The organism is Streptomyces sp. NPDC055632, assembly GCF_053618675.1.
Genome location: NZ_JBSHHY010000011.1, coordinates 1 through 18,182, shown reverse-complemented (window position 1 = coordinate 18,182; position 18,182 = coordinate 1). Strand labels below are relative to the sequence as shown.

General features: G+C 73.5%; 17 protein-coding genes. 6 read left to right on the top strand and 11 right to left on the bottom strand.

Going from position 1 to position 18,182, the window contains the following annotated elements:
- Positions 1 to 175: 175 nt before the first annotated feature.
- The 5 genes from ACWGSR_RS16495 to ACWGSR_RS16475 form a co-directional block, all read right to left on the bottom strand.
- On the bottom strand, positions 176 to 1,150 hold the full coding sequence (locus ACWGSR_RS16495) for an ABC transporter substrate-binding protein (RefSeq protein WP_376245607.1): 975 nt from the start codon (positions 1,148 to 1,150) through the stop codon (positions 176 to 178).
- Positions 1,151 to 1,209: 59 nt separating this feature from the next.
- Complete coding sequence (locus ACWGSR_RS16490) at positions 1,210 to 2,004, bottom strand: amino acid ABC transporter ATP-binding protein (RefSeq protein ID WP_376245610.1); 795 nt, start codon at positions 2,002 to 2,004, stop codon at positions 1,210 to 1,212.
- Entirely contained in the window at positions 2,001 to 2,897 is an 897-nt protein-coding gene (locus ACWGSR_RS16485; RefSeq protein ID WP_376245613.1) for an amino acid ABC transporter permease, read from the bottom strand. The genes ACWGSR_RS16490 and ACWGSR_RS16485 overlap by 4 nt, the downstream gene beginning before the upstream one ends.
- 101 nt (positions 2,898 to 2,998) lie before the next feature.
- The gene (locus tag ACWGSR_RS16480) at positions 2,999 to 4,804 is read right to left on the bottom strand and encodes an FAD/NAD(P)-binding protein (RefSeq protein WP_376245616.1); all 1,806 of its coding nucleotides are present in this window, start codon (positions 4,802 to 4,804) and stop codon (positions 2,999 to 3,001) included.
- A complete protein-coding gene (locus tag ACWGSR_RS16475; protein WP_376245619.1) occupies positions 4,801 to 5,658 on the bottom strand; it encodes an amino acid ABC transporter permease in 858 nt (285 codons plus the stop codon). The genes ACWGSR_RS16480 and ACWGSR_RS16475 overlap by 4 nt, the downstream gene beginning before the upstream one ends.
- A 508-nt stretch (positions 5,659 to 6,166) precedes the next feature.
- On the opposite strand from ACWGSR_RS16475, the gene ACWGSR_RS16470 reads away from it, so the two are divergent.
- Entirely contained in the window at positions 6,167 to 6,664 is a 498-nt protein-coding gene (locus ACWGSR_RS16470; protein ID WP_453567072.1) for a GNAT family N-acetyltransferase, read from the top strand.
- The gene (locus tag ACWGSR_RS16465; RefSeq protein ID WP_376245625.1) at positions 6,661 to 7,638 is read left to right on the top strand and encodes an ABC transporter substrate-binding protein; all 978 of its coding nucleotides are present in this window, start codon (positions 6,661 to 6,663) and stop codon (positions 7,636 to 7,638) included. The genes ACWGSR_RS16470 and ACWGSR_RS16465 overlap by 4 nt, the downstream gene beginning before the upstream one ends.
- A 79-nt stretch (positions 7,639 to 7,717) precedes the next feature.
- On the opposite strand, the gene ACWGSR_RS16460 is transcribed toward ACWGSR_RS16465, so the two are convergent.
- Positions 7,718 to 8,992, bottom strand: coding sequence for a DUF5685 family protein (locus tag ACWGSR_RS16460; RefSeq protein WP_453567069.1), 1,275 nt, complete (start codon positions 8,990 to 8,992; stop codon positions 7,718 to 7,720).
- A 371-nt stretch (positions 8,993 to 9,363) separates the two neighbouring features.
- Here ACWGSR_RS16460 and ACWGSR_RS16455 point away from each other — a divergent pair, with 371 nt between their 5' ends.
- Positions 9,364 to 9,795: a cell division protein SepF gene (locus ACWGSR_RS16455; RefSeq protein WP_125657109.1), complete on the top strand. Its 432-nt coding sequence runs from the start codon at positions 9,364 to 9,366 to the stop codon at positions 9,793 to 9,795.
- 42 nt (positions 9,796 to 9,837) lie between these two features.
- Here ACWGSR_RS16455 and ACWGSR_RS16450 read toward each other — a convergent pair whose 3' ends face one another.
- Positions 9,838 to 11,568: an MFS transporter gene (locus ACWGSR_RS16450; RefSeq protein ID WP_376245632.1), complete on the bottom strand. Its 1,731-nt coding sequence runs from the start codon at positions 11,566 to 11,568 to the stop codon at positions 9,838 to 9,840.
- 472 nt (positions 11,569 to 12,040) lie between these two features.
- Between ACWGSR_RS16450 and ACWGSR_RS16445 the strand changes: the two genes are divergently transcribed.
- Positions 12,041 to 12,859: a phosphatase PAP2 family protein gene (locus tag ACWGSR_RS16445; RefSeq protein ID WP_432088807.1), complete on the top strand. Its 819-nt coding sequence runs from the start codon at positions 12,041 to 12,043 to the stop codon at positions 12,857 to 12,859.
- 133 nt (positions 12,860 to 12,992) lie between these two features.
- Here the strand turns inward: ACWGSR_RS16445 and ACWGSR_RS16440 are convergent, their stop codons facing one another.
- From ACWGSR_RS16440 to ACWGSR_RS16425, 4 genes are all read right to left on the bottom strand, one after another.
- Entirely contained in the window at positions 12,993 to 13,208 is a 216-nt protein-coding gene (locus ACWGSR_RS16440) for an I78 family peptidase inhibitor (protein WP_366377686.1), read from the bottom strand.
- Positions 13,209 to 13,510: 302 nt separating this feature from the next.
- A complete protein-coding gene (locus ACWGSR_RS16435; RefSeq protein WP_376245639.1) occupies positions 13,511 to 14,497 on the bottom strand; it encodes a helix-turn-helix transcriptional regulator in 987 nt (328 codons plus the stop codon).
- An 83-nt stretch (positions 14,498 to 14,580) separates the two neighbouring features.
- Entirely contained in the window at positions 14,581 to 15,855 is a 1,275-nt protein-coding gene (locus ACWGSR_RS16430) for a glycosyltransferase family 4 protein (RefSeq protein ID WP_453567066.1), read from the bottom strand.
- Between the two features lie 115 nt (positions 15,856 to 15,970).
- A complete protein-coding gene (locus tag ACWGSR_RS16425) occupies positions 15,971 to 16,633 on the bottom strand; it encodes a LysM peptidoglycan-binding domain-containing protein (protein WP_453567064.1) in 663 nt (220 codons plus the stop codon).
- Between the two features lie 216 nt (positions 16,634 to 16,849).
- Between ACWGSR_RS16425 and ACWGSR_RS16420 the strand changes: the two genes are divergently transcribed.
- On the top strand, positions 16,850 to 17,632 hold the full coding sequence (locus tag ACWGSR_RS16420) for a hypothetical protein (RefSeq protein WP_376245648.1): 783 nt from the start codon (positions 16,850 to 16,852) through the stop codon (positions 17,630 to 17,632).
- 212 nt (positions 17,633 to 17,844) lie between these two features.
- Positions 17,845 to 18,123, top strand: coding sequence for a hypothetical protein (locus ACWGSR_RS16415; protein WP_453567062.1), 279 nt, complete (start codon positions 17,845 to 17,847; stop codon positions 18,121 to 18,123).
- Positions 18,124 to 18,182 lie beyond the last annotated feature (59 nt).

Below are 18,182 nucleotides of genomic sequence, written 5' to 3'. Positions count from 1 at the left end.
GGGCCCGGGGCGCCCCGCCGGCCGCCGGGGCCGCGCTCGGCGCCGTGGTGGAGCGTACGGCTGCTGTAAATGCGGAACCACTCTAAAAAGTAGGCGGGGGGGGGGGGGGCGGGGCGGACCGGCCCCGCCGCGGTTCTTTCGGGACGGGGCCGGTCCGCCGGGTCGGCTCGCCGGGTCAGTTCTTGGTGCGGGGCAGGCCGGGCGGGTTGATCTCCGACTTGGGGACGGACTCGCCGTCGAGGCCCCAGCGCTTGAGGACCTCGGCGTAGGTGCCGTTCTGGATGACGTGGTCGAGCGCGGCGGCGTAGGCGGCGACGAGTCCGCTGTCCTTCTTCGTGGTGGCCGCGATCTTGCCCTGGAGCCCGGCGCCCGCCCCGGAGAACTTGCCGACGACCTCCGTCTGCCCCGAGGAGAGCACGTGGTAGGCGGCGACGGGGTTGGGGCCGAGGTAGGCGTCGATCCGGCCGGACTGGAGCGCCAGGTAGTAGTCGGAGGTGTTCTGGTAGTACTTGATGTCGACCGGCTTGCGCCCGGCCTTCTCGTTCTGCGCGGACCAGTCGACGAGGATCTTCTCCTGGTTGGTGCCGGAGCCGACCGCGATCGCCTTCCCGGCCACGTCCTCGGGCCCCTTCACCGTCCAGCCGGAGCCCTTCTTGGCCTCGAAGGCCAGGTCGTCCAGGCGGTAGGTGGCGAAGTCGTACTTGTCCTTGCGCTCCTCGGTGACGGTGACGTTGGAGAAGACGCCGTCGTACTTGCCGCTGTCCAGGCCGACGAAGAGGTTCTCCCACGAGACGGCGTTGAACTCGGGCTTCAGTCCGAGCGCATCGGCGACCAGGGTGGCGATGTCGACCTCGACGCCGATCAGGGTCTTGTCGTCGGTGGCGCGGAAGGCGAGCGGCGGATTGCTGGACGCGGAGACGCCGAGGACGAGCGTGCCTCTCTCCCGTACGGCCGGGGGGAGCTTGGCGGCGATGGCGTCGACCTTGGCGGTGTGGACGCGGTTCTGCTCCGGGCTCAGGTTGATGCCGTGGCCCTTCTTGCCCTCGGGCTTGACCTCGTTGACGGCGGCTTCGCCCGAGCCGCAGGCGGTGAGGACGCCGAGGGCGGCGAGCGAGGCGAGGGCGGTGAGGAGGGTACGGCGGGACTTCATGGCGGTGCTCCTGTCGTGAGGCGATGAAAGGGAAGGAGGGGAAGGAGGGGAAGCGCGGGTCAGAGGACCTTGGAGAGGAAGGCGCGGGTGCGCTCGTGGCGCGGGCTGTCCAGCACCTCGGCCGGCGGGCCCTGCTCGACGATCCGGCCCTCGTCCATGAAGACCACGGTGTCGGCGACCTCGCGGGCGAAGCCGATCTCGTGGGTGACGACGATCATGGTGGTGCCGGTGGCGGCCAGGTCCTTGATGACGTCGAGGACCTCGCCGACCAGTTCGGGGTCGAGCGCGGAGGTCGGCTCGTCGAAGAGGAGCAGGCCCGGTTCGAGGGCGAGCGCGCGGGCGATGGCCACCCGCTGCTGCTGTCCGCCGGAGAGCTGCTTGGGGTACGACTCCGCCTTGTCGGCGAGCCCGACGCGTTCGAGGAGCGTACGGGCCGCGGCCTCGGCCTCCTTGCGGGGGCGCTTGAGGGCCGAGACGGGGGCCTCGACGATGTTCTCCAGGACGGTCAGGTGCGGGAAGAGGTGGAAGTTCTGGAAGACGAAGCCGATCCGGGTGCGCTGCTTGAGGATCTCGCGCTCGCGCAGCTCGTAGAGCTTGTTCCCGGAGCGCCGGTAGCCGACGAGGACGCCGTCCACGCTGACCGTGCCGCCGTCGACCTTCTCCAGGTGGTTGATGGTCCGCAGCAGGGTGGACTTGCCGGAGCCGGAGGGGCCGAGGACGACGGTGACCTCGCCGGCCCGCACGTCGAGGTCGATGCCGCGCAGCACGTGCAGGGGACCGAAGTTCTTGTGGACGGCCCGGATCTCGACCTTGGCGGTGGCGTCGGTCTTCTCGACGGTGGTGGCGGAGCTCATCGGGTGCTCCCCTTCGCGTAGTGGCGTTCGACGTAGTGCTGGACGACGGAGAGCGCGGTGGTGAGCAGGATGTACCAGGCGGTGGCGACCATCAGGAGCGGGACGACCCGCCCGTTGCGGCCGTAGACGACCTGGACCTGGTAGAAGAGTTCGCCGATCGCCATGACCGAGACGATCGAGGTGCCCTTGAAGAGCGAGATGACCTCGTTGGCGGCGTTGGGCAGGATGGAGCGCATCGCCTGCGGCAGGATGATCCGGCGCGCCTGCCGGAGCTTGGGGATGCCGAGGGAGGCCGCGGCCTGCAACTGGCCCTCGTCCACGGCGAGTACGCCCCCTCGGACGATCTCGGCCGCGTAGGCCGCCTGGTGCAGGGCGAGTCCGAGGACGGCGGCGCTCATCTCACCGACCAGGCCCATCGTGTCGAAGGAGAAGAAGCCCGGCCCGAAGGGGATGCCGATGCTCAGCTCCTTGTAGAGGTAGGCGAGGTTGAACCAGAAGAGGAGCTGGACGATGAGCGGGATGGAGCGGAAGGCCCAGATGTAGCCGAAGGCGACCGAGCGCAGGAAGGGGCTGGCCGACAGGCGCATGAAGGCGACCACGATGCCGATCGCGAAGCCGAGGGCGGTGCCGTAGAAGGTGAGCTGGAGGGTGACCCAGACCGCCTTGAGGATCGTCTCGGTCGTGAAGAACGCGGCGAAGACGTCCCACTCCCAGCCGGGGTTGGTGACGAGTCCGTGGGCGAACTGCACGAGCAGGACGGCGGTGGCGGCGACGGCCACCCAGCGCCAGGGGTGGCGGACGGGGACGATCACGAGTTCGGGGGCCGCCGGTGCGGCGGGGGCGGCCGGTTCCTTCGTGAGCGGTTCGGCCGGTGGGTCGCTGGTGAGAGCCATGGCGGTTCCTCGGGAGGCATGCGGGCGGGGTACGGGAGGGGAGCGGCCGGTCGGACGCTCGGCGGAGTGCGGAGTACGGAGTACGGGAGGGGAAGCGCCGGTCAGGCGCTCAGCGGGGCCGGGAGACGACACTCCAGGTCGCGCAGGAGGGCCAGCGCGGCGCGCGCGGTGACGTCGTTCTGCCCGAAGGCGACCCCGCCGGTGCGGGGCCGGGTGAAGGCCCCGCCGGCGCGGGCGGTGGTGTGCGGGCCGAGCGCGAAGCGGCGCGGGTGCGGGCGCCCGTCGCGCTCCAGGATCCGGGCGTCGACGGGGTCGACGACGAGGAGGCCGCTGGCGGTGGCGCGGGCCCCCTCCTCGTGGAGGGCGCGCAGCAGCGGGCTGCCGGTGAGCTCCAGGGTGGGGTCGGGCAGCCGGGCCTCGACCAGGGCGCGGGCCTCGGTCCACTCCCCCGGCACGGCGTCGGACGAGGCCCGGAAGAGGCCGCGTTCCTCGTCGGTCCCGACGGTGACGCGGGGGCCGAGGAAGCGGACGACGCCGGCGCGGGAGAGCGCGAGGAGCTGGCGGAGCCGGGGGCCGGGCGGTCCGGAGGCGAGGTAGCTGAAGAAGCCGTGCCACCAGCCGCCGGGGTCGATGCGGTCGCCGAGCCGCAGGAGCTGCCCGTAGACGGAGAGCAGTCCGGCGAAGACGGCGGCGTCGGCGCTGTGGGCGGGGTCGTGGCGGCGGGCGAGGTCGGCGGTGACGTAGCCGCGCAGACCCTCCTGGAGCGCTTCGGCGGAGGCGAAGCGGACGCCGTCCAGGGGGTGGTCGAGGGCGTCGAGGTCGAGCCGGTCGGCGGGGTCGGGGACGGCGGCGGCGACGAGCGCGGCGAGTTCGGCGCCGCGCGGCTCGGCCGCCTCGTAGGCCTTCTCGAAGTCGCTCCGGGGGAGCGCGGTCCGCTCGGGGTGGGTGGAGAAGAGGCGGTGGTAGTGGGCCCAGCCGAGTTCCTTGTCGACGAGCGGCCACACGTCGCGCCGGAAGTCGATCGGTTCGCGGCGCGCCAGCAGGGCGTCGGTCTGCGCGGTGCCGAAGAAGCGGGGCAGCGGGGGCCGTTCGCCGTCGAGGGCGTAGCCGATCTTCGAGTGGTACGGGACGCCCCGGCGCGATCCGACGTGCAGCACGGGCTCCCGGCCGGAGGGCACGTAGACGAGGTCGTCGCCCTCGCCCTCGTAGCGGCCGCCGCGGCCCTCGGTGAGGAGGACCATCAGGTCGACGAAGGCGAGTCCGAAGCCGCGGACGAGGACGGGTTCGCCGGCGGGCAGCGCGCTCAGGTCGGTGTCCGCGGTGAAGTCGGGCGGCAGGTGGACGAGGCCGTGGCGGGCGGCGAAGTCGGCGAGCTCCCGCTGCTCCCGGTCGGGTTCGGCGTCGAGGTGGCCGACGGTGAGGACGACCAGGTCGGCGGGGAGGGGGACGGCGGCGCCCTCCAGCCAGACCCGCTGGCGCCCCTCGCGGGGGCCGCCGACCCGCAGCGCGCTGGCGCGGTGCTCGTGGACGGTGACGGAGGCGGGCAGCGCGGCCCTGGCCCGCTCGTACGCCCAGCGCAGGTAGGCGCCCTGGAGGGGGCGGGTGGGGAAGGTGCGGCCGTCGATGCCGGCCCATTCGGCGAGGGTGGGTCCGGGCCGGACGGGGCCTTCGAGCTCCACGGTCTCGTCGGTGAACATCGTGACGTCCTCGGCCTGGGAGTTCATCCAGAGCAGCGGGGACTGTTCGGTGCGCCATATCCGGCCGGGGCCGGGCGGGTGCGGGTCGACGAGGTGGACGTCGAGGGGCCGGTCGCCGTACAGCTCGGGCAGGTTGGCGGCGAGCCGTTCGAGGAAGCCGGTCCCCCGCGGCCCGGCGCCCACGACGACGAGGGAGGGGCGGGTGCTCATCGGGCACCGCCCGTTCCGCGGGCGTAGTGCCGCTCGACGTAGTACTGGCCGACGCTCAGCACCGAGGTGACGGCGACGTACCAGAGGGTGGCGACGAGGAGCAGCGGGATGATCTCGTACGTGCGGTGGTAGACGAGCTGGGTGGAGTAGAGCAGGTCCTGGACGGCGATCACGGAGACGATCGAGGTGCCCTTGAGGGTGCCGATCAGCATGTTCCCGGCGGGCGGGACGATGGCGCGCATGGCCTGCGGGAGGACGATCCGGGAGAGCCGGCGCCACCGGCCGAGGCCGAGGGACTCGGCGGCCTCGATCTGGCCCCGGTCGACGGAGAGGATGCCGCCGCGGACGACCTCGGCGGCGTAGGCGGCCTCGTGCAGGGTGAGGCCGATGACGGCGACGGCGACGGGGCCGAGCAGGTTGACCGTGTTCACGCCGAGGATCTGCGGGTACAGCATGCCGATGTTGAACCAGAAGAGCAGCTGGACCAGGATCGGCGTGGACCTGAAGAACCAGATGTAGCCCCAACTGACCGCGCGCAGCACGGGGTTGGCGGAAAGTCTGCAGACGGCGAGCAGGGTGCCGAGGACGAAGCCGAGGACCATCACGAGGGCGGTCAGCCACAGGGTGAGCCCGAGCCCGCGCAGGACGGACGCCGAGGTGAAGTACTGCGCCACGACGTCCCACTGGAAGGCCTTGTTGCGGACGACCGAGACGAGGCCGAGCGCGAGCAGGACGAGCACGGCGACGGCGGCGGTCCACTGGCCGGCGCGGCGGGTGGGGACGATCCGGAGGGCCGGTTCGGCTGGCGGCGGGGCCGCGGCCTCCTTGGCGAGGGTGGCGAGGGGTGTCGACATGCGAAGGCTCCGTGGATGCCAGGGGGCGGATCGAACACGGGAGTGCACACGGAACGCCCGGGGCGTCGGTGCGGGGAACGCCGGGGCGTTCGCACGGGGAACGCGCGGGGGCGTTCGCACGGGTGCGCCTTCACACGCACGGCGAGCGGTGAGCGCGGGACCGGGCCCCTCAGCCCGGTGTCCGCCCTGTGAGGCTACGGCCGTCGAGCGGAGGCTTGTCAAGCCCGTCCGGAATATGAGCCGTTCGTCTCAGGATGGTTGACGGGGAAACGGATGCCTGTTCCACTGGGCCCATGCATTCGCAGCAGCTGGTCACGCGCTCCCACATCGACTTCGGTCGCGTGTGGTCCTCTTCCTGTTGAGCCGACCCCCTGCGTCTTCTCCTCTTTCCTCCCCGCCCGTGGTGTCCCTCCTGACGCCCTCGGCGGTTCCTTCACCCGCGCGGCACTGAGCTCCCCTCCCCTCGCCCCTTTTCCTCTTCTTCGTTCTCTTCGCCCGAAAGAGACACATGCCTCTCACGCCCAGTCGTGAGTCCGCGCTGTCCGTGCGCCGGACCACGACCGACGACCCGTTGGCGCGCCCGCTCCTCGACGAGCTGGCGTACGAGTACACGACCCGGTACGGCTCGGCGCACGATCTGAGCCGCTATCCGGCGGAGGAGTTCGCCCCTCCCCACGGCGCCTTCCTGCTCCTCCTGGAGCAGGACGTGCCCGTGGCGGGCGGCGCCTACCGCCGTCACGACGAGCACACCGCCGAACTGAAGCGGATCTGGACCCACTCGGCGCACCGCAGGCGCGGGCTCGCCCGCCGCGTCCTGGCCGTGCTCGAACAGGAGGCCGCGGACCGCGGCTACTCCCGCGTCTACCTGACGACCGGGCCGCGCCAGCCGGAGGCCAGGGGCCTCTACCTGGCGAGCGGCTACCGCCCGCTCTTCGACGTGTCCGCCGATCCCGAGTCGATCGGCCCGCTGCCGTTCGAGAAATTCCTGGAGAACCCGAAGCCATGAGTACGCGCACGAGTCCCGGTCCCGCCCGCACCACCCTGGCCTTCGCCCTGATCACCGTCGCCGCGCTCGGCCTCACCGCCTGCGCGGGCGGCGAGCCCGCGACCGCGCCGGCCGGGGCCTCGGGCGCCCCGGGCGCGGCGAAGGGCGCGCTGCCCACCGAGGACGTGGTGGCGGGGGTGGAGAAGAACGAGGCCGCGGCGAAGCTGCTCCCCGCCGACGTGCGGCAGCGGGGCTCCTTCGCGGTCGCCGCCTCGGTCGGCACTCCGCCCAGCTCGGCCTACCTGCCCGACGGCAGGACCGTGGTGGGGGTGGACGCGGACTTCACCGCGGCCGTGGCGAAGGCGCTCGGTCTGGAGGCGAAGCGCGAGGCCGTCGGCTTCGAGGCGATCCTGCCGGCCCTCGGCAGCGGCAAGTACGACGTGGGTACCGGGAACTTCGGCGTGACCGAGGAGCGGCGGAAGACGATCGACTTCGTCACGTACGTCAACGACGGGCAGGGCTTCGCGGCCCGGGCCGACAGCCGGCTGAAGGAGATCACCGACCTCACCCAGCTGTGCGGCCTGAGGGTGGCGGTGGACGCCGGGACCACCTTCGAGCGGACCCTGGAGAAGAACAAGGGCCGGTGCGCGGAGGCGGGGAAGAAGCCGTACGGGATCGACGTCTACAACCAGACCGGGGCCGTCTGGATGGCGCTCCAGCAGGGCCGCAGCGACGTCGTGATGAGCACGATCAACGGCCTTCGGTACGCGGTGACGCAGCAGAAGGGCATGAAGTTCCTCAACGAGTACCGGCGGCTCGACGTCGGCTTCGCCTTCAAGAAGGGCACCCCGCTCGCGCCGGCCTTCGAGGCCGCGGTGAACGGTCTGAAGGCCGACGGGACGTACGACCGGATCCTGAAGAAGTGGGGAGTGACGGGCTCGGGCATCGAGCGCTCGCAGATCTCCCCGCCGGAGATCCCGGCGCCGAAGAAGTAGCGGTACGGGGGCGGACCGGCGGGGTCCCGCGGAGGGCCTTCCGGCGGGGGCGTCCCGCCGGGATCCCTCCGACGGCCCGTCAGCAGTCGCAGCCGCAGCTGCAGTCGCCGCAGCAGCCGTCCCCCTCGCAGCAGGAGGAGCAGTTGCTGCAGCAGTCGCAGCAGTCACAGCAGTTGCCGGGGTCGCACTGGCCGCAGAGGCCCTCGCGCCGCTGCCGGCTCCAGGGGTCCTCGTACGTCCCGCAGCACATCTGGCAGGTGCAGGCGAGGCCGACCCAGAGGGCGCATCCGGCGATCAGCCCGCGTCGGCCGGGCGGTCCGGGCGGGAACGGCCCGCCGGGGCCACCGGGACCGCCGGGGCCGGGGGCGTGGGGCCCGCCCGGTCCTCCGGGGCCGCCGGGTCCGGGCGCGAACGGGTTGCCGGGCCCGGGCCCCTGGGGCGCGTACGGGTTCCCCGGCACCGGCCCGTGACCGACGCCGGAGGCCCCGTGCGAGCAGGTGGTCGTGCCGAAGGCCCGGTCCACCGAGGTGCGCAGTTCGTGGGCGAGCAGGACGTGGACCAGCTTCCCGTCGGTGAAGCGGGCGTCCTTCAGGGCGAGGCGTATGCCGTGCAGGGCGTCGTCGGCGAGCCGGCGGGCCTCCTCGCGGGAGGTGCCGGTCGCGGTGAGCGGGTTCCAGGCGCCGCTCGCCACGTCGGCGGCCTGGTCCTCCACGGCGTCGAGGAGGTGGGCGAGCCGGCCGAAGAGGCGGCCGGCCTCGGCGAGGGGTCCGGCGTTCTCCGGCCGGCCCGCGAGGACGGCGGTGTGCGCGAAGGCGGCGGCGGTCGCGGTCTCGGTCGGCTCGGTGACGGCGAGCAGGGGCGTGCCGGGTCCGGCGAGGGCCTCGATGCCGGTCTGGCGGTCGACGGCGTCGACGAGGACGGCGGTGTCGAAGCCGAGGGCGCGGCCGGTCCTGGCCCCGGCCCGGTCCCAGGAGCGGGCGACCCGGCGGGCCGCGGCGGCGACGGGCCGGCGCGCCAACAGGCCGTCCCGGTCCGCGACGTGGTCCCGCACCTTCGCCGAGGCGAGGACGAGCGAGACGGCGGCGGCGAGCCTGGCGCCCTCGCCCCGGGCCACGGGCGCGGTCCGCATGCCGCGCAGCGGGCAGGGTCCGGCGGTGCGGCGCCCGCTCTCCACGGCTCCGGTCTGAGCCTCCGTCAGAACCGAGACGATGAGCCCGTCGTAGTTGGTGACGACCCGGGCGAACTGGCCGTGGTCGGCGCGGAGCGCCAGGCAGAGGCCGCAGAGGTGGGCCGTCCACTCGACCTTGAGGCGGTCGGTGAGCCGGTGCGTGCAGGGTCTGACGATTCCGAACAAGGACTCCCCCGTGAGTCGTGGGCCGGGGCCGCCCCGAAAGGCGTCCGGAAAGCGGTGCGCAAGGTCGTACGGAGGCCGTACGGAGGGCCGTCGAGCGGCCTCGCGGCATCGTAGCGAGCGGCCCCGTTCACCCGTACGCGCCCATCGTCACTCTTCCGGCACGACTTTCATATTTTCATCTACATGGCCCCTCTTCAGGACCCGCATACCGCAAGTTTCCTGACGAATCGCCAGGAAACGCCCCTCACGTTCTGCACCAGTACCGTCACGAATCCCCTGCACGGCGCTTATCCGCTTGGCGCGCGATCCGCATCATGGACGACGATGGGGACATGCGGAACCACAAGTGACCGCGTTGAAAGGAGGCGTCGATGGGATCGGTGCGCAAGGCAAGTGCCTGGCTGGGACTCGTCGAGGACAACGACGAGCGTTACTACGACGACGAGTACGCCGACGGTGCCGAGAGCGGCGACGCCTGGGTGACGGACCCCCGGGTCCGGGTGGCCACGGACACCGCCGAGGATCGGGGCCGCCGGATCGCCACGGTCTCCCCGGACGGCTTCCGGGACGCCCGGGGCATCGGCGAGCTCTTCCGGGACGGCGTCCCGGTCATCGTGAACCTGACGGCGATGGAGCCGGACGACGCCAAGCGCGTCGTCGACTTCGCCGCCGGCCTCGCCTTCGGCCTGCGCGGTTCCATCGAGCGCGTGGCGACGCGGGTCTTCCTGCTGACCCCGGCCGACACCCAGATCGTCAGCGAGGGCGGCCGGCGCCCGCAGGACGGCTTCTTCAACCAGAGCTGATCGGGTCCGCCGGCCCGACCGGACGCCTCCCGACGGATCGGGTCAGTGCGCCGGACGTCCCCCCGAGCCGGCGGGCTCGATCGCTTCCCGGGTCGCGGGCACCCGCGGCTCGCACACCCCGGGCGACCCCGCCTTCCCGACGCGCTCCGCGCCGGGGGCCGGACCGTCCGGGACCTTCCGCGCGCCCTCGGCCTCCACCGCCGCCTCCGGACCGTCCGGACCCTCCGGGTCCACCGGACACTCCATGACGCGGGGCAGGCGCAGGGCCATCAGCGCGCCGGCGAGCAGCAGCGCGGCGCTCACGCAGAGCGTGATGTGCAGGCCGTTCACGAAGGACTGCCGGGCGGCCTGGTGCAGGGCGCCGCCGGCCGGTCCGCCGAGCTGTTCGGCCACCTTGTAGGCCTCGCCGAGCGAGTTCGCGGCGGCCCGGCCAGCCTCCTCGGGCACCCCGGGGATCCCGCTGAGACCGGGGGCGTACGCCGCGTTCATCACGCTGCCGAGCAGCGCGATGCCCATGCCGGCGCCGAGCTGGTACGAGGTCTCCCCGATGGCCGCCGCGCCGCCCGCGCTCCGCGGGGGCGCCTCGCTGAGCATCGACTCGTACGCCGAGAAGAGCGTGGTCTGCAGGCCGAAGCCGAGCAGCACGAAGCCCACCGTGAGCAGCAGCGGCCGGTCGTGCTCGCCCATGAGGACGAGCAGCAGCACCGCGCCGGCCGTGAGCACGAAGCCCCAGCCGACCATCCGGCGCGGCCCGATCCGGCGCAGGGTGTACGAGCCGGTGGCGCCGGCCGCCATGGCGGCGAAGGTCAGCGGGAGGAGCCGGAGGCCGGTCTCCAGGGGGCTGAGGCCGAGGACGAGCTGGAGGTACTGGACGGCGATGAGCTCCAGGCCGACCAGGGCCAGCATGGCCAGGACGATGCAGCCGACCGAGGTGGTGAAGGCGGGACGGGCGAAGAGCCCCGTGTCGATCAGCGGGTGCGGGCGCCGCCTCTGCCGCCGCACGAAGAGGACGAGGAGGACCGCGCCGAGCAGCAGCGGCCCGGCGGTGGGCAGGGCGAGCAGCGGTTCGCCGGCCCCGGCGCGCTTGACGCCGAGGACGCAGCCGAGCACTCCGGCCGCGGCCATGAGGGCACCGAGGACGTCCCAGGGGCCGTCGGCGGTGCCCCGGGACTCGGGCAGCAGGCGGCGGCCGAGCGGCAGGATCAGCGCCATCAGCGGGATGTTGATGAGGAAGACCGAGCCCCACCAGTAGTGCTCGACGAGGAAGCCGCCGAGGACCGGACCGGTGGCGGCGCCTATCGCGGCGACCGCCGTCCAGACCCCGATGGCGGTGGCCCGCTCCCGCCGGTCGGGGAAGACCGCCCGGAGGATGGAGAGCGTGGCGGGCATGATCATGGCGCCGCCGACGCCGAGCAGCGCGCGGGCCGCGATGAGGACGGACGGCTCGGTGGCGAGGGCGGCGACCGCGGAGGCGACGCCGAACAGCGCGTAGCCGAGCAGCAGGACCCTGCGCCGCCCCACCCGGTCCCCGAGGGTGCCGAAGAGGATGAGGAGCGAGGCGCAGATCAGGGGATAGGCGTCGACGATCCAGAGCAGCTCGGTGGAGCCGGGGCGCAGGTCCTCGGTGAGCGAGGGGACGGCGACGTGGAGGATGGTCGCGTCCAGGGCGACCAGGAGGAGGCTGACGCAGAGGACGACGAGGACGACCCAGCGGTTGGCACCACCGCCCGCGGCGGCACGAGGTCGTGCTGGGGCCGTGTTCGTCCGCGACATGTACGTACCTCCCGGTGGAACTCTCGCGCTCGGTGGGCCCCCGACCAGGGGTTGCCTCCCCGGAGCGGCCCGGCATCGACGGGCGAGCGAGCCGCCAGCGTACGCGAGGTCGACCGTCGAGCGCGTGGTGCAGCTCTCACCCCGTCCGGGCTCCGGGTGTGGCGTACGCCACTCGGGCCGGTCCCCGGAGCGTACGGAATTCCACGCGGACGCCCGTTCGGAGGAATTCCCTCACGTTCAAACATTCTTCCGGAATGCCCCTTCGGGGAATGGGTCCGCAGGTCATCCGATTTCCGGACGGACGCCGGTAATGAGAGTCCCCCTGAGACCTACTCCACATCACATCGTCATCACGAAGGGAGCGGTTTGACGGGGTCGGCTTCTCACTCCCTGTAACGTCGATTGGGTGCGTACCGACATCTTTGCCCGGCTGGACCGGGAGCCGGAACCGCCGAAGATAGAGGTCCCGGGGATGACCCGCACGCGTCTCGCCCTCTTCGGCGGGACGTCGGCGTTCTATCTCGCCATCGTCGTGGCCGTCCTGCTGTCGACCTGGCTGGTGACCCTCGACTGGAAGATCATGCTGTTCCGGCCCTACCAGCAGTGGCCGGAGCTGCACGCCTTCCTCGACTACTACGTCGTCCTCGGTCAGCGCGGCCCCACGGCCGTCATGGTGGCCGCCTGGCTGGGCTGGCGCTCCTGGCGCCAGCACACCCTGCGCCCCCTGCTGTGTCTCGGCGCCGCCCTCCTGCTGCTCAACGTCTCGGTCGGCTCGGTCAAGCTCGGACTCGGCCGCCTCGGACCCCACTACGCGACGCAGGTCGGCTCCGCCGAGCTCTTCGCGGGCGGCGATATATTCCCCTCCGGCCACACCGCCAACGCGGTCGTGACCTGGGGAATCCTGGCCTACCTGGCGACCACCCCGCGGGCCCGGCGCTATCTGTCGGCGCTCTCCGCCGTGGTCGCGCTCGGCGTCGGCCTCACCACCGTCTACCTGGGCACGCACTGGCTGAGCGACGTCCTGCTCGGCTGGGCGGCCGGCCTCCTCGTCCTGCTCGCGCTGCCCTGGTGCGAGCCGGTCCTGGCCGTGGCGGAGTCCTGGATCCTCGCCGCGCGCGACCGGCTGCGGGAGCGGCTGCGGGACCGGCGGCGGCTCGTGCCCTCGCTGCCCGTGGCGTCCGGCGGACCCCGGCCGGGGTTCTTCCCGACGCGCCCGCCCGGCCCCGAGGAGCCGGTCCGGGAGCCCGTGGGAGTGGCCGGCGGCCGGCGCACCCCGGCGACGAGGGGCTGAGCCCCCGCACCTCCCCCTCGCGGGAACCCCCGTACGGACTCGTACGGGCTCGTACGAACTCGTACGGGCTCGTACGCGGAGAAGGGCCCCGGCCGGGTCGGCCGGGGCCCTTCCGTGTGCGCGGGGCCGGGTGTCAGCCGAGCCAGCAGCGGGTGACGGTGCCGTCCTGGACCTCGAAGTTGATGCGCCCGGAGAGGTACTCCATGGTGATGATCGAGCCGGGCGGCAGGGAGCGGACGACGCTCCAGCCGCGGGTCCTGGCGAGCTGTTCGGCGCCTTCCGCACCGAGGCCCACATAGGACTCGGGAGCGTCGCCGGGCTGTTCGGGAGTGCGCGATGTGGGTGCCATGAACCTCACGTTAGTCCCTTGCCGGTCACGCTTGTGTCACAAGTCCTCGACATCCGTTTGCCGCACCCCGCGCTCCCCGGAAGGGCGGTTACCCGCCGCTTCCCCACCACTTCTCCGGCACTTCTCCGGTGCTTTACCGGGAACGTCCGGCAGTTCTCGTCCGGGGCCGGGAAGCACCGATAGGAGACGGACAATTCCCGCTCGCCGCGCGGACTTCCCGAATTGCCCGGGCGGCGCCCGCGCGGGGCACTCACCCTTTCCTTACACAATGCTTACGCCGCCCGAACACCCCGGCGCGCGCGTCAGGAGTCCGTACCGGACCCGCCCTCCGTGCGGTCGAGGGCGCGGGACAGCCGGTCCCTGAGGTCACGGACCCGCCCGGTGAGCTCCCGCGGTTCGACCACCTCGAAGTCGAAGCCCAGCATCGCCACGTGGATCAGCAGGACGTCGAGTCCGTGCGCCCCCGTGCGCAGCAGGCAGGTCCCGTCGCCGTCGGCCTCCAGGACGCCGTGCAGCGGGCCGACGGCGGCTGCGGCCTCGGCGAGCGGCACGAGCAGCCGGACCGTCCCCTCCGTGGAGTAGGCGCTGCTCGACACGCCCTTCGCCACGTAGGCGGCCAGGTCCTCGGCGGGCGGTTCGCGGGGCGGGAAGCGGGGGCCGTGCGGCGGGGTGGGCTCGATCCGGTCCACCCGGAACGTACGCCAGTCGGCCCGGTCCAGGTCCCAGGCGACCAGGTACCAGCGCCGCTCGGTGCAGACCAGCCGGTGCGGCTCCACGCTCCTGCGGGTGGCGGAGCCGCCGTGGTCCCGGTAGGCGAAGCGGACCCGCTCGCTGTCCCGGCAGGCGTGGGCGAGGTCGGTGAGGACCTCCGGGTCGACCCGCTCGTCCGGGGTGCGCAGCAGCGGCACCGTGAAGGCGTTCAGCGCCCCGACGCGCCGCCGCAGCCGGCCCGGCAGGACCTGCTCCAGCTTGGCCAGGGCGCGCACCGAGCTCTCGCCGATGCCCTCGACGCCCTGCCCGGCGGCGGCGCGCAGACCGACCGCGACCGCCACGGCCTCCTCGTCGTCGAGGAGGAGCGGCGGCAGCTCGGCCCCGGCCCCGAGCTGGTAGCCGCCGCCGGTGCCGGGGCTGGCGTGCACGGGGTAGCCGAGCTCCCGCAGCCGGTCGACGTCCCGCCGCACGGTGCGCGGGGTGACGCCGAGCCGGTCGGCGAGATCGGCCCCGGACCACTCGCGGTGGGCCTGGAGCAGTGAGAGCAGACGCAGCAGCCGTGCGGAGGTCTCCAACATGCGCCCGAGTCTGACAGCCCTCGCGGACAGCTACGGTCCTCGATACGGGCCCTGACGCGGGTTGCCGGGCTCTCCCGCCCGCCTCAGCGGAAGCGGCGGACCAGCCGGCCCGCCCTCGCCTTCTGCGCGTAGACGGCGTCGACGGCCCGGCCCACGCCCCGGTGGAGCGCCGTCCGCGCCGGGGAGTGCGTGCGCCGGCCCGCGCCCCGGTCCAGGAGTTCCCTCCAGAGCTCCTCGTGCCGGGCGGCGATCCGGGCGGGGTCGAAGCGCTCGGAGGCGGTGAGGGCCGCCCGCGCCGTCTTCGCCCGCAGCTCGTCGTCCTCGATCAGCTCGCGCAGCGCTCCCGCGACCGCCGCCACGTCGTCGACCGGCACGAGCCGCCCGTCGACCCCGTCCTCGATGATCTCGCGCGGCCCGTTCGGGCAGTCGGTGGAGACCACCGGGAGGCCGCAGCGCATCGCCTCCACGATCGTCATGCCGAAGGACTCGCGCCGGGAGGTGACGGCGGCGATCGAGCCCTTGACCCACTCCGGTTCCAGCGGGGTGACCGACCCCATGAGGAAGGCCCGTCCCCCGAGGCCCCGCTCCTCGATCCGCCGGGCGAGCGGCGCCCTGAGGTTCTGGACGGCGTCCCCGGAGCCGTAGATCCGCAGCTTCCAGTCGGGGTGGTCCCCCGTCGCCTCCGCGAAGGCGTCGATCAGCACGTCGTACCGCTTGACCAGGGTCAGCCGGCCCGCCGCGACGACCGTCTTCGCCGCCGGGTCGGCGGGCGGCAGCGAGGGCGCGGGCACGCTGTTGGGCACGGCCTCGATCCGTACGCCGGACAGCCCCAGCTTCCGGTAGGCGCGGGCGTCGGCCTCGGTGACCGTGGTGACGGCGTCGAGGAGCGCGTACTCGTGGCCGATGTCCCGGCGCAGCCGGTAGGTGTGGCCGTCCAGGGTCAGGTGCTCCTGGCCGATCAGGACGGGCCCGCGCCGGGCCTGCCGGGCGAGGTGGACGTTGAGCCCGGGCCGGGTGGCGACGAGGACGTCGGCCTCCACGCCGCGCAGGTGCTCCCCGATCCGGGCGTCGGTGAGCGCGCTGTACTGCTTCCAGCGTCCGTCGCCGCGCGGGAAGACCCGGGCGGGACGGTGGAAGTCGGGGTGGTCCCCGTCGTACCCGGGGCTTTCCTTCCGCAGGTCGACGAGGTGGCGCAGGGTCACCCCGGCGGGCAGGTCGAGCAGCGGGCGGTCGCGGTGGCGGAACACCGACACGATCTCGACCTCGTGACGCTCCGCCAGTTCCTCGGCGAGCGTGTAGGTCGTGCGGATCGTGCCGCCGTAGTGGTAGCCGTTGTGGAGCAGAAAGGAGATGCGCATCGCGCTGCCGGTTCCCCCCGGTCAGTTGATCGGTCGCCCGACTGTACTTGCCGGGGAGGCGGCGGCGCTCGTGCGCCCGGGCGGACGGACACCGGGGCCCGCCCGGGCGGGAGCGTCAGAGCGGGGCGATGCGCAGCATGGTGCCGACGGTGATCCGGTTCGGATCGGCCCCGATCAGGCTCTTGTTCGCCGCGTACAGCGCCTGCCAGCCGCCCTCGACGTCGAAGCGGCGGGCGATCGAGCCGAGGGTGTCGCCGGGCTCGACGGTGTGGACGCGCCCGCTCAGGCCGTACCGCTTGGAGCAGACGGGCCAGGCGCCCCAGCCCTGGGTGCGCAGCACCTCCTCGGCGACCTGGATCTGCTGCGCGCGGGTGGCCAGGTCGGCGCGCGGGGCGTACGCGAGGCCGCCGTGCTCGACCCAGGTCGGCTGCCAGAACTGGAGCCCGCCGTAGAAGCCGTTGCCGGTGTTGGCGTGCCAGCGCCCGCTGCTCTCGCACTCGGCGACGCAGCCCCACGGCCACTGGTCCTGGGCGCAGGCGTACGCGGGCACGGAGGAGGCGGCCGTACGGGCTGCGGTGGCGGCGGCCGTACGGGGCGCGGTGGCGGCGGCCGTACGGGGTGCGGTGGCCGTACCACGGGCCGCGGCGACGGACTCCCGGGCCTGGGCGGGGGCCTGGGGCCGTGCCTGCGCCTGGACGGGGGCCGGGGCCAGGGTGAGGAGCGCGGCCGCGGAGGCCGCCGCGAGGGAACCGGCTGTCCAAAATCTGATCTTCGACATCGACGCAGGCTAGGCAGCCTCCCGGCCTCCCCGGCCCGTGCCGCGCGGTACTCCACCGGCGCCCCACCCGGTCGGCGGCACCCTCCCGCCCCGGGCCCCGGCGGCAACTTGCCCCGCATCCGCGCGTGACCCCGGCCGAGCCTGGCCCGTTGAACTCGGCATGAGACGACCGGGAACGGCCCGGCGTCCGCCCGTACCGAGTCCAGGGAGCCCCCCGTGCCGCGCATGCTCGACGTCAGCGAGGACGTACGCGCCGAGATCGGCGACGAAGAAGCCGACCGGCTGCTCGACGGCGACAACGCCCCGGGCAGCTACGACTGCACCTCCTGCCGCACGCCGGGGGACTCCGAGCAGGAGCGCACCAGCACGGTGCTGTTCGTCGGCGAGGAGACGGCGGTCCTCGCCTTCGCCCACGCCAGCTGCATCCCGTCGCAGGTCGTCCGGGTCGCGGAGGAGCAGCTCCAGGGCGCCGTCGCCTCCATCACGGCCTCGGACGCCGCCGACGCGCTCTCCGCCTCCCACCCGGAGCAGGCCGTCCTCGGGGTCACCAGCGGGCTCGTCCTGATCCGGGGCGAGCTGCACCCGGCCCTGGTGGTGGAGCCGACCGCCCCGGTGGCCCGCCCGGGGTCGGACGGCCTCGTCGACGAGTTCCTGCCGCTCCTGGCCGAGCAGGGCTTCCAGCAGGTCATGGACCTCGACACCACGCCGGTGGTGCTGCCGGGCTGGTCGGTCCTGGTCGCCATGGGCCAGCTCCACTCGGTGCTCCAGCCGGGGCCGGGCGGCGCCGGGCAGGCCGCCTGGTGGCAGGCGCACCAGCCGCTCCAGGTCACCGAGGGCTGGCGCGCGGCGGCCAACAAGTCGCACACGGTCCTGGTCTTCGCCGCCCCGGTGGGCTCGATCGGCCAGCAGCCGCGCGAGGACCTGCTGCGCGACGCCCTGGAGAAGGCCGCCGCGAACGGGCGCCTGGTGGCCGCCGCGATGCCGCTGGCCGGCACGTGACCGGGGACGCGCGGCGGGGCTCGGGGTGGGTGCGGGTCGCCGGCGTGCCGGCGGAGCGGGGGACGCCGGGACCGGGGGCTCCGACCGTGCCGCGCCCGCGGCGGGCGGCCCATTCGGAGAGCCGCCCGCATCCGACGGGCGGCGGGGTCGTTGGCACCTACGTGCACCCATACGACCCTTTCTCCCCGCCGCATCCGAGTCAGATCCCCTCCATGCGCCCCGTGTCGGACGTCGCGGCGGGCCCTTCGCCCACGCCGATCTACGACGCGCTGTACTCGGAGTACCGCCGGTCGTTCCGCACCTTGCCGGGCGATCGCAGCGGCGAGGAGGGACTGGCCTTCCGGGCCTTCGGCACGACGATGCCGGGCGCGGGCGGGACCGGGCGGAGGCACGCGGCGCCGCCCGCGGCGTGGGCGGCGCAGGCGCCGTCGCCGCCTCCTCCGCAGGCCCCCCGGCCGGCGCTGCCGCCGGGGCCCCGCAGAGGGCTCTGAAAGAAGCCTCCGGGGGCGGAGGCGCACGGCCGAGGGCCGGGACCCGATCGGGTCCCGGC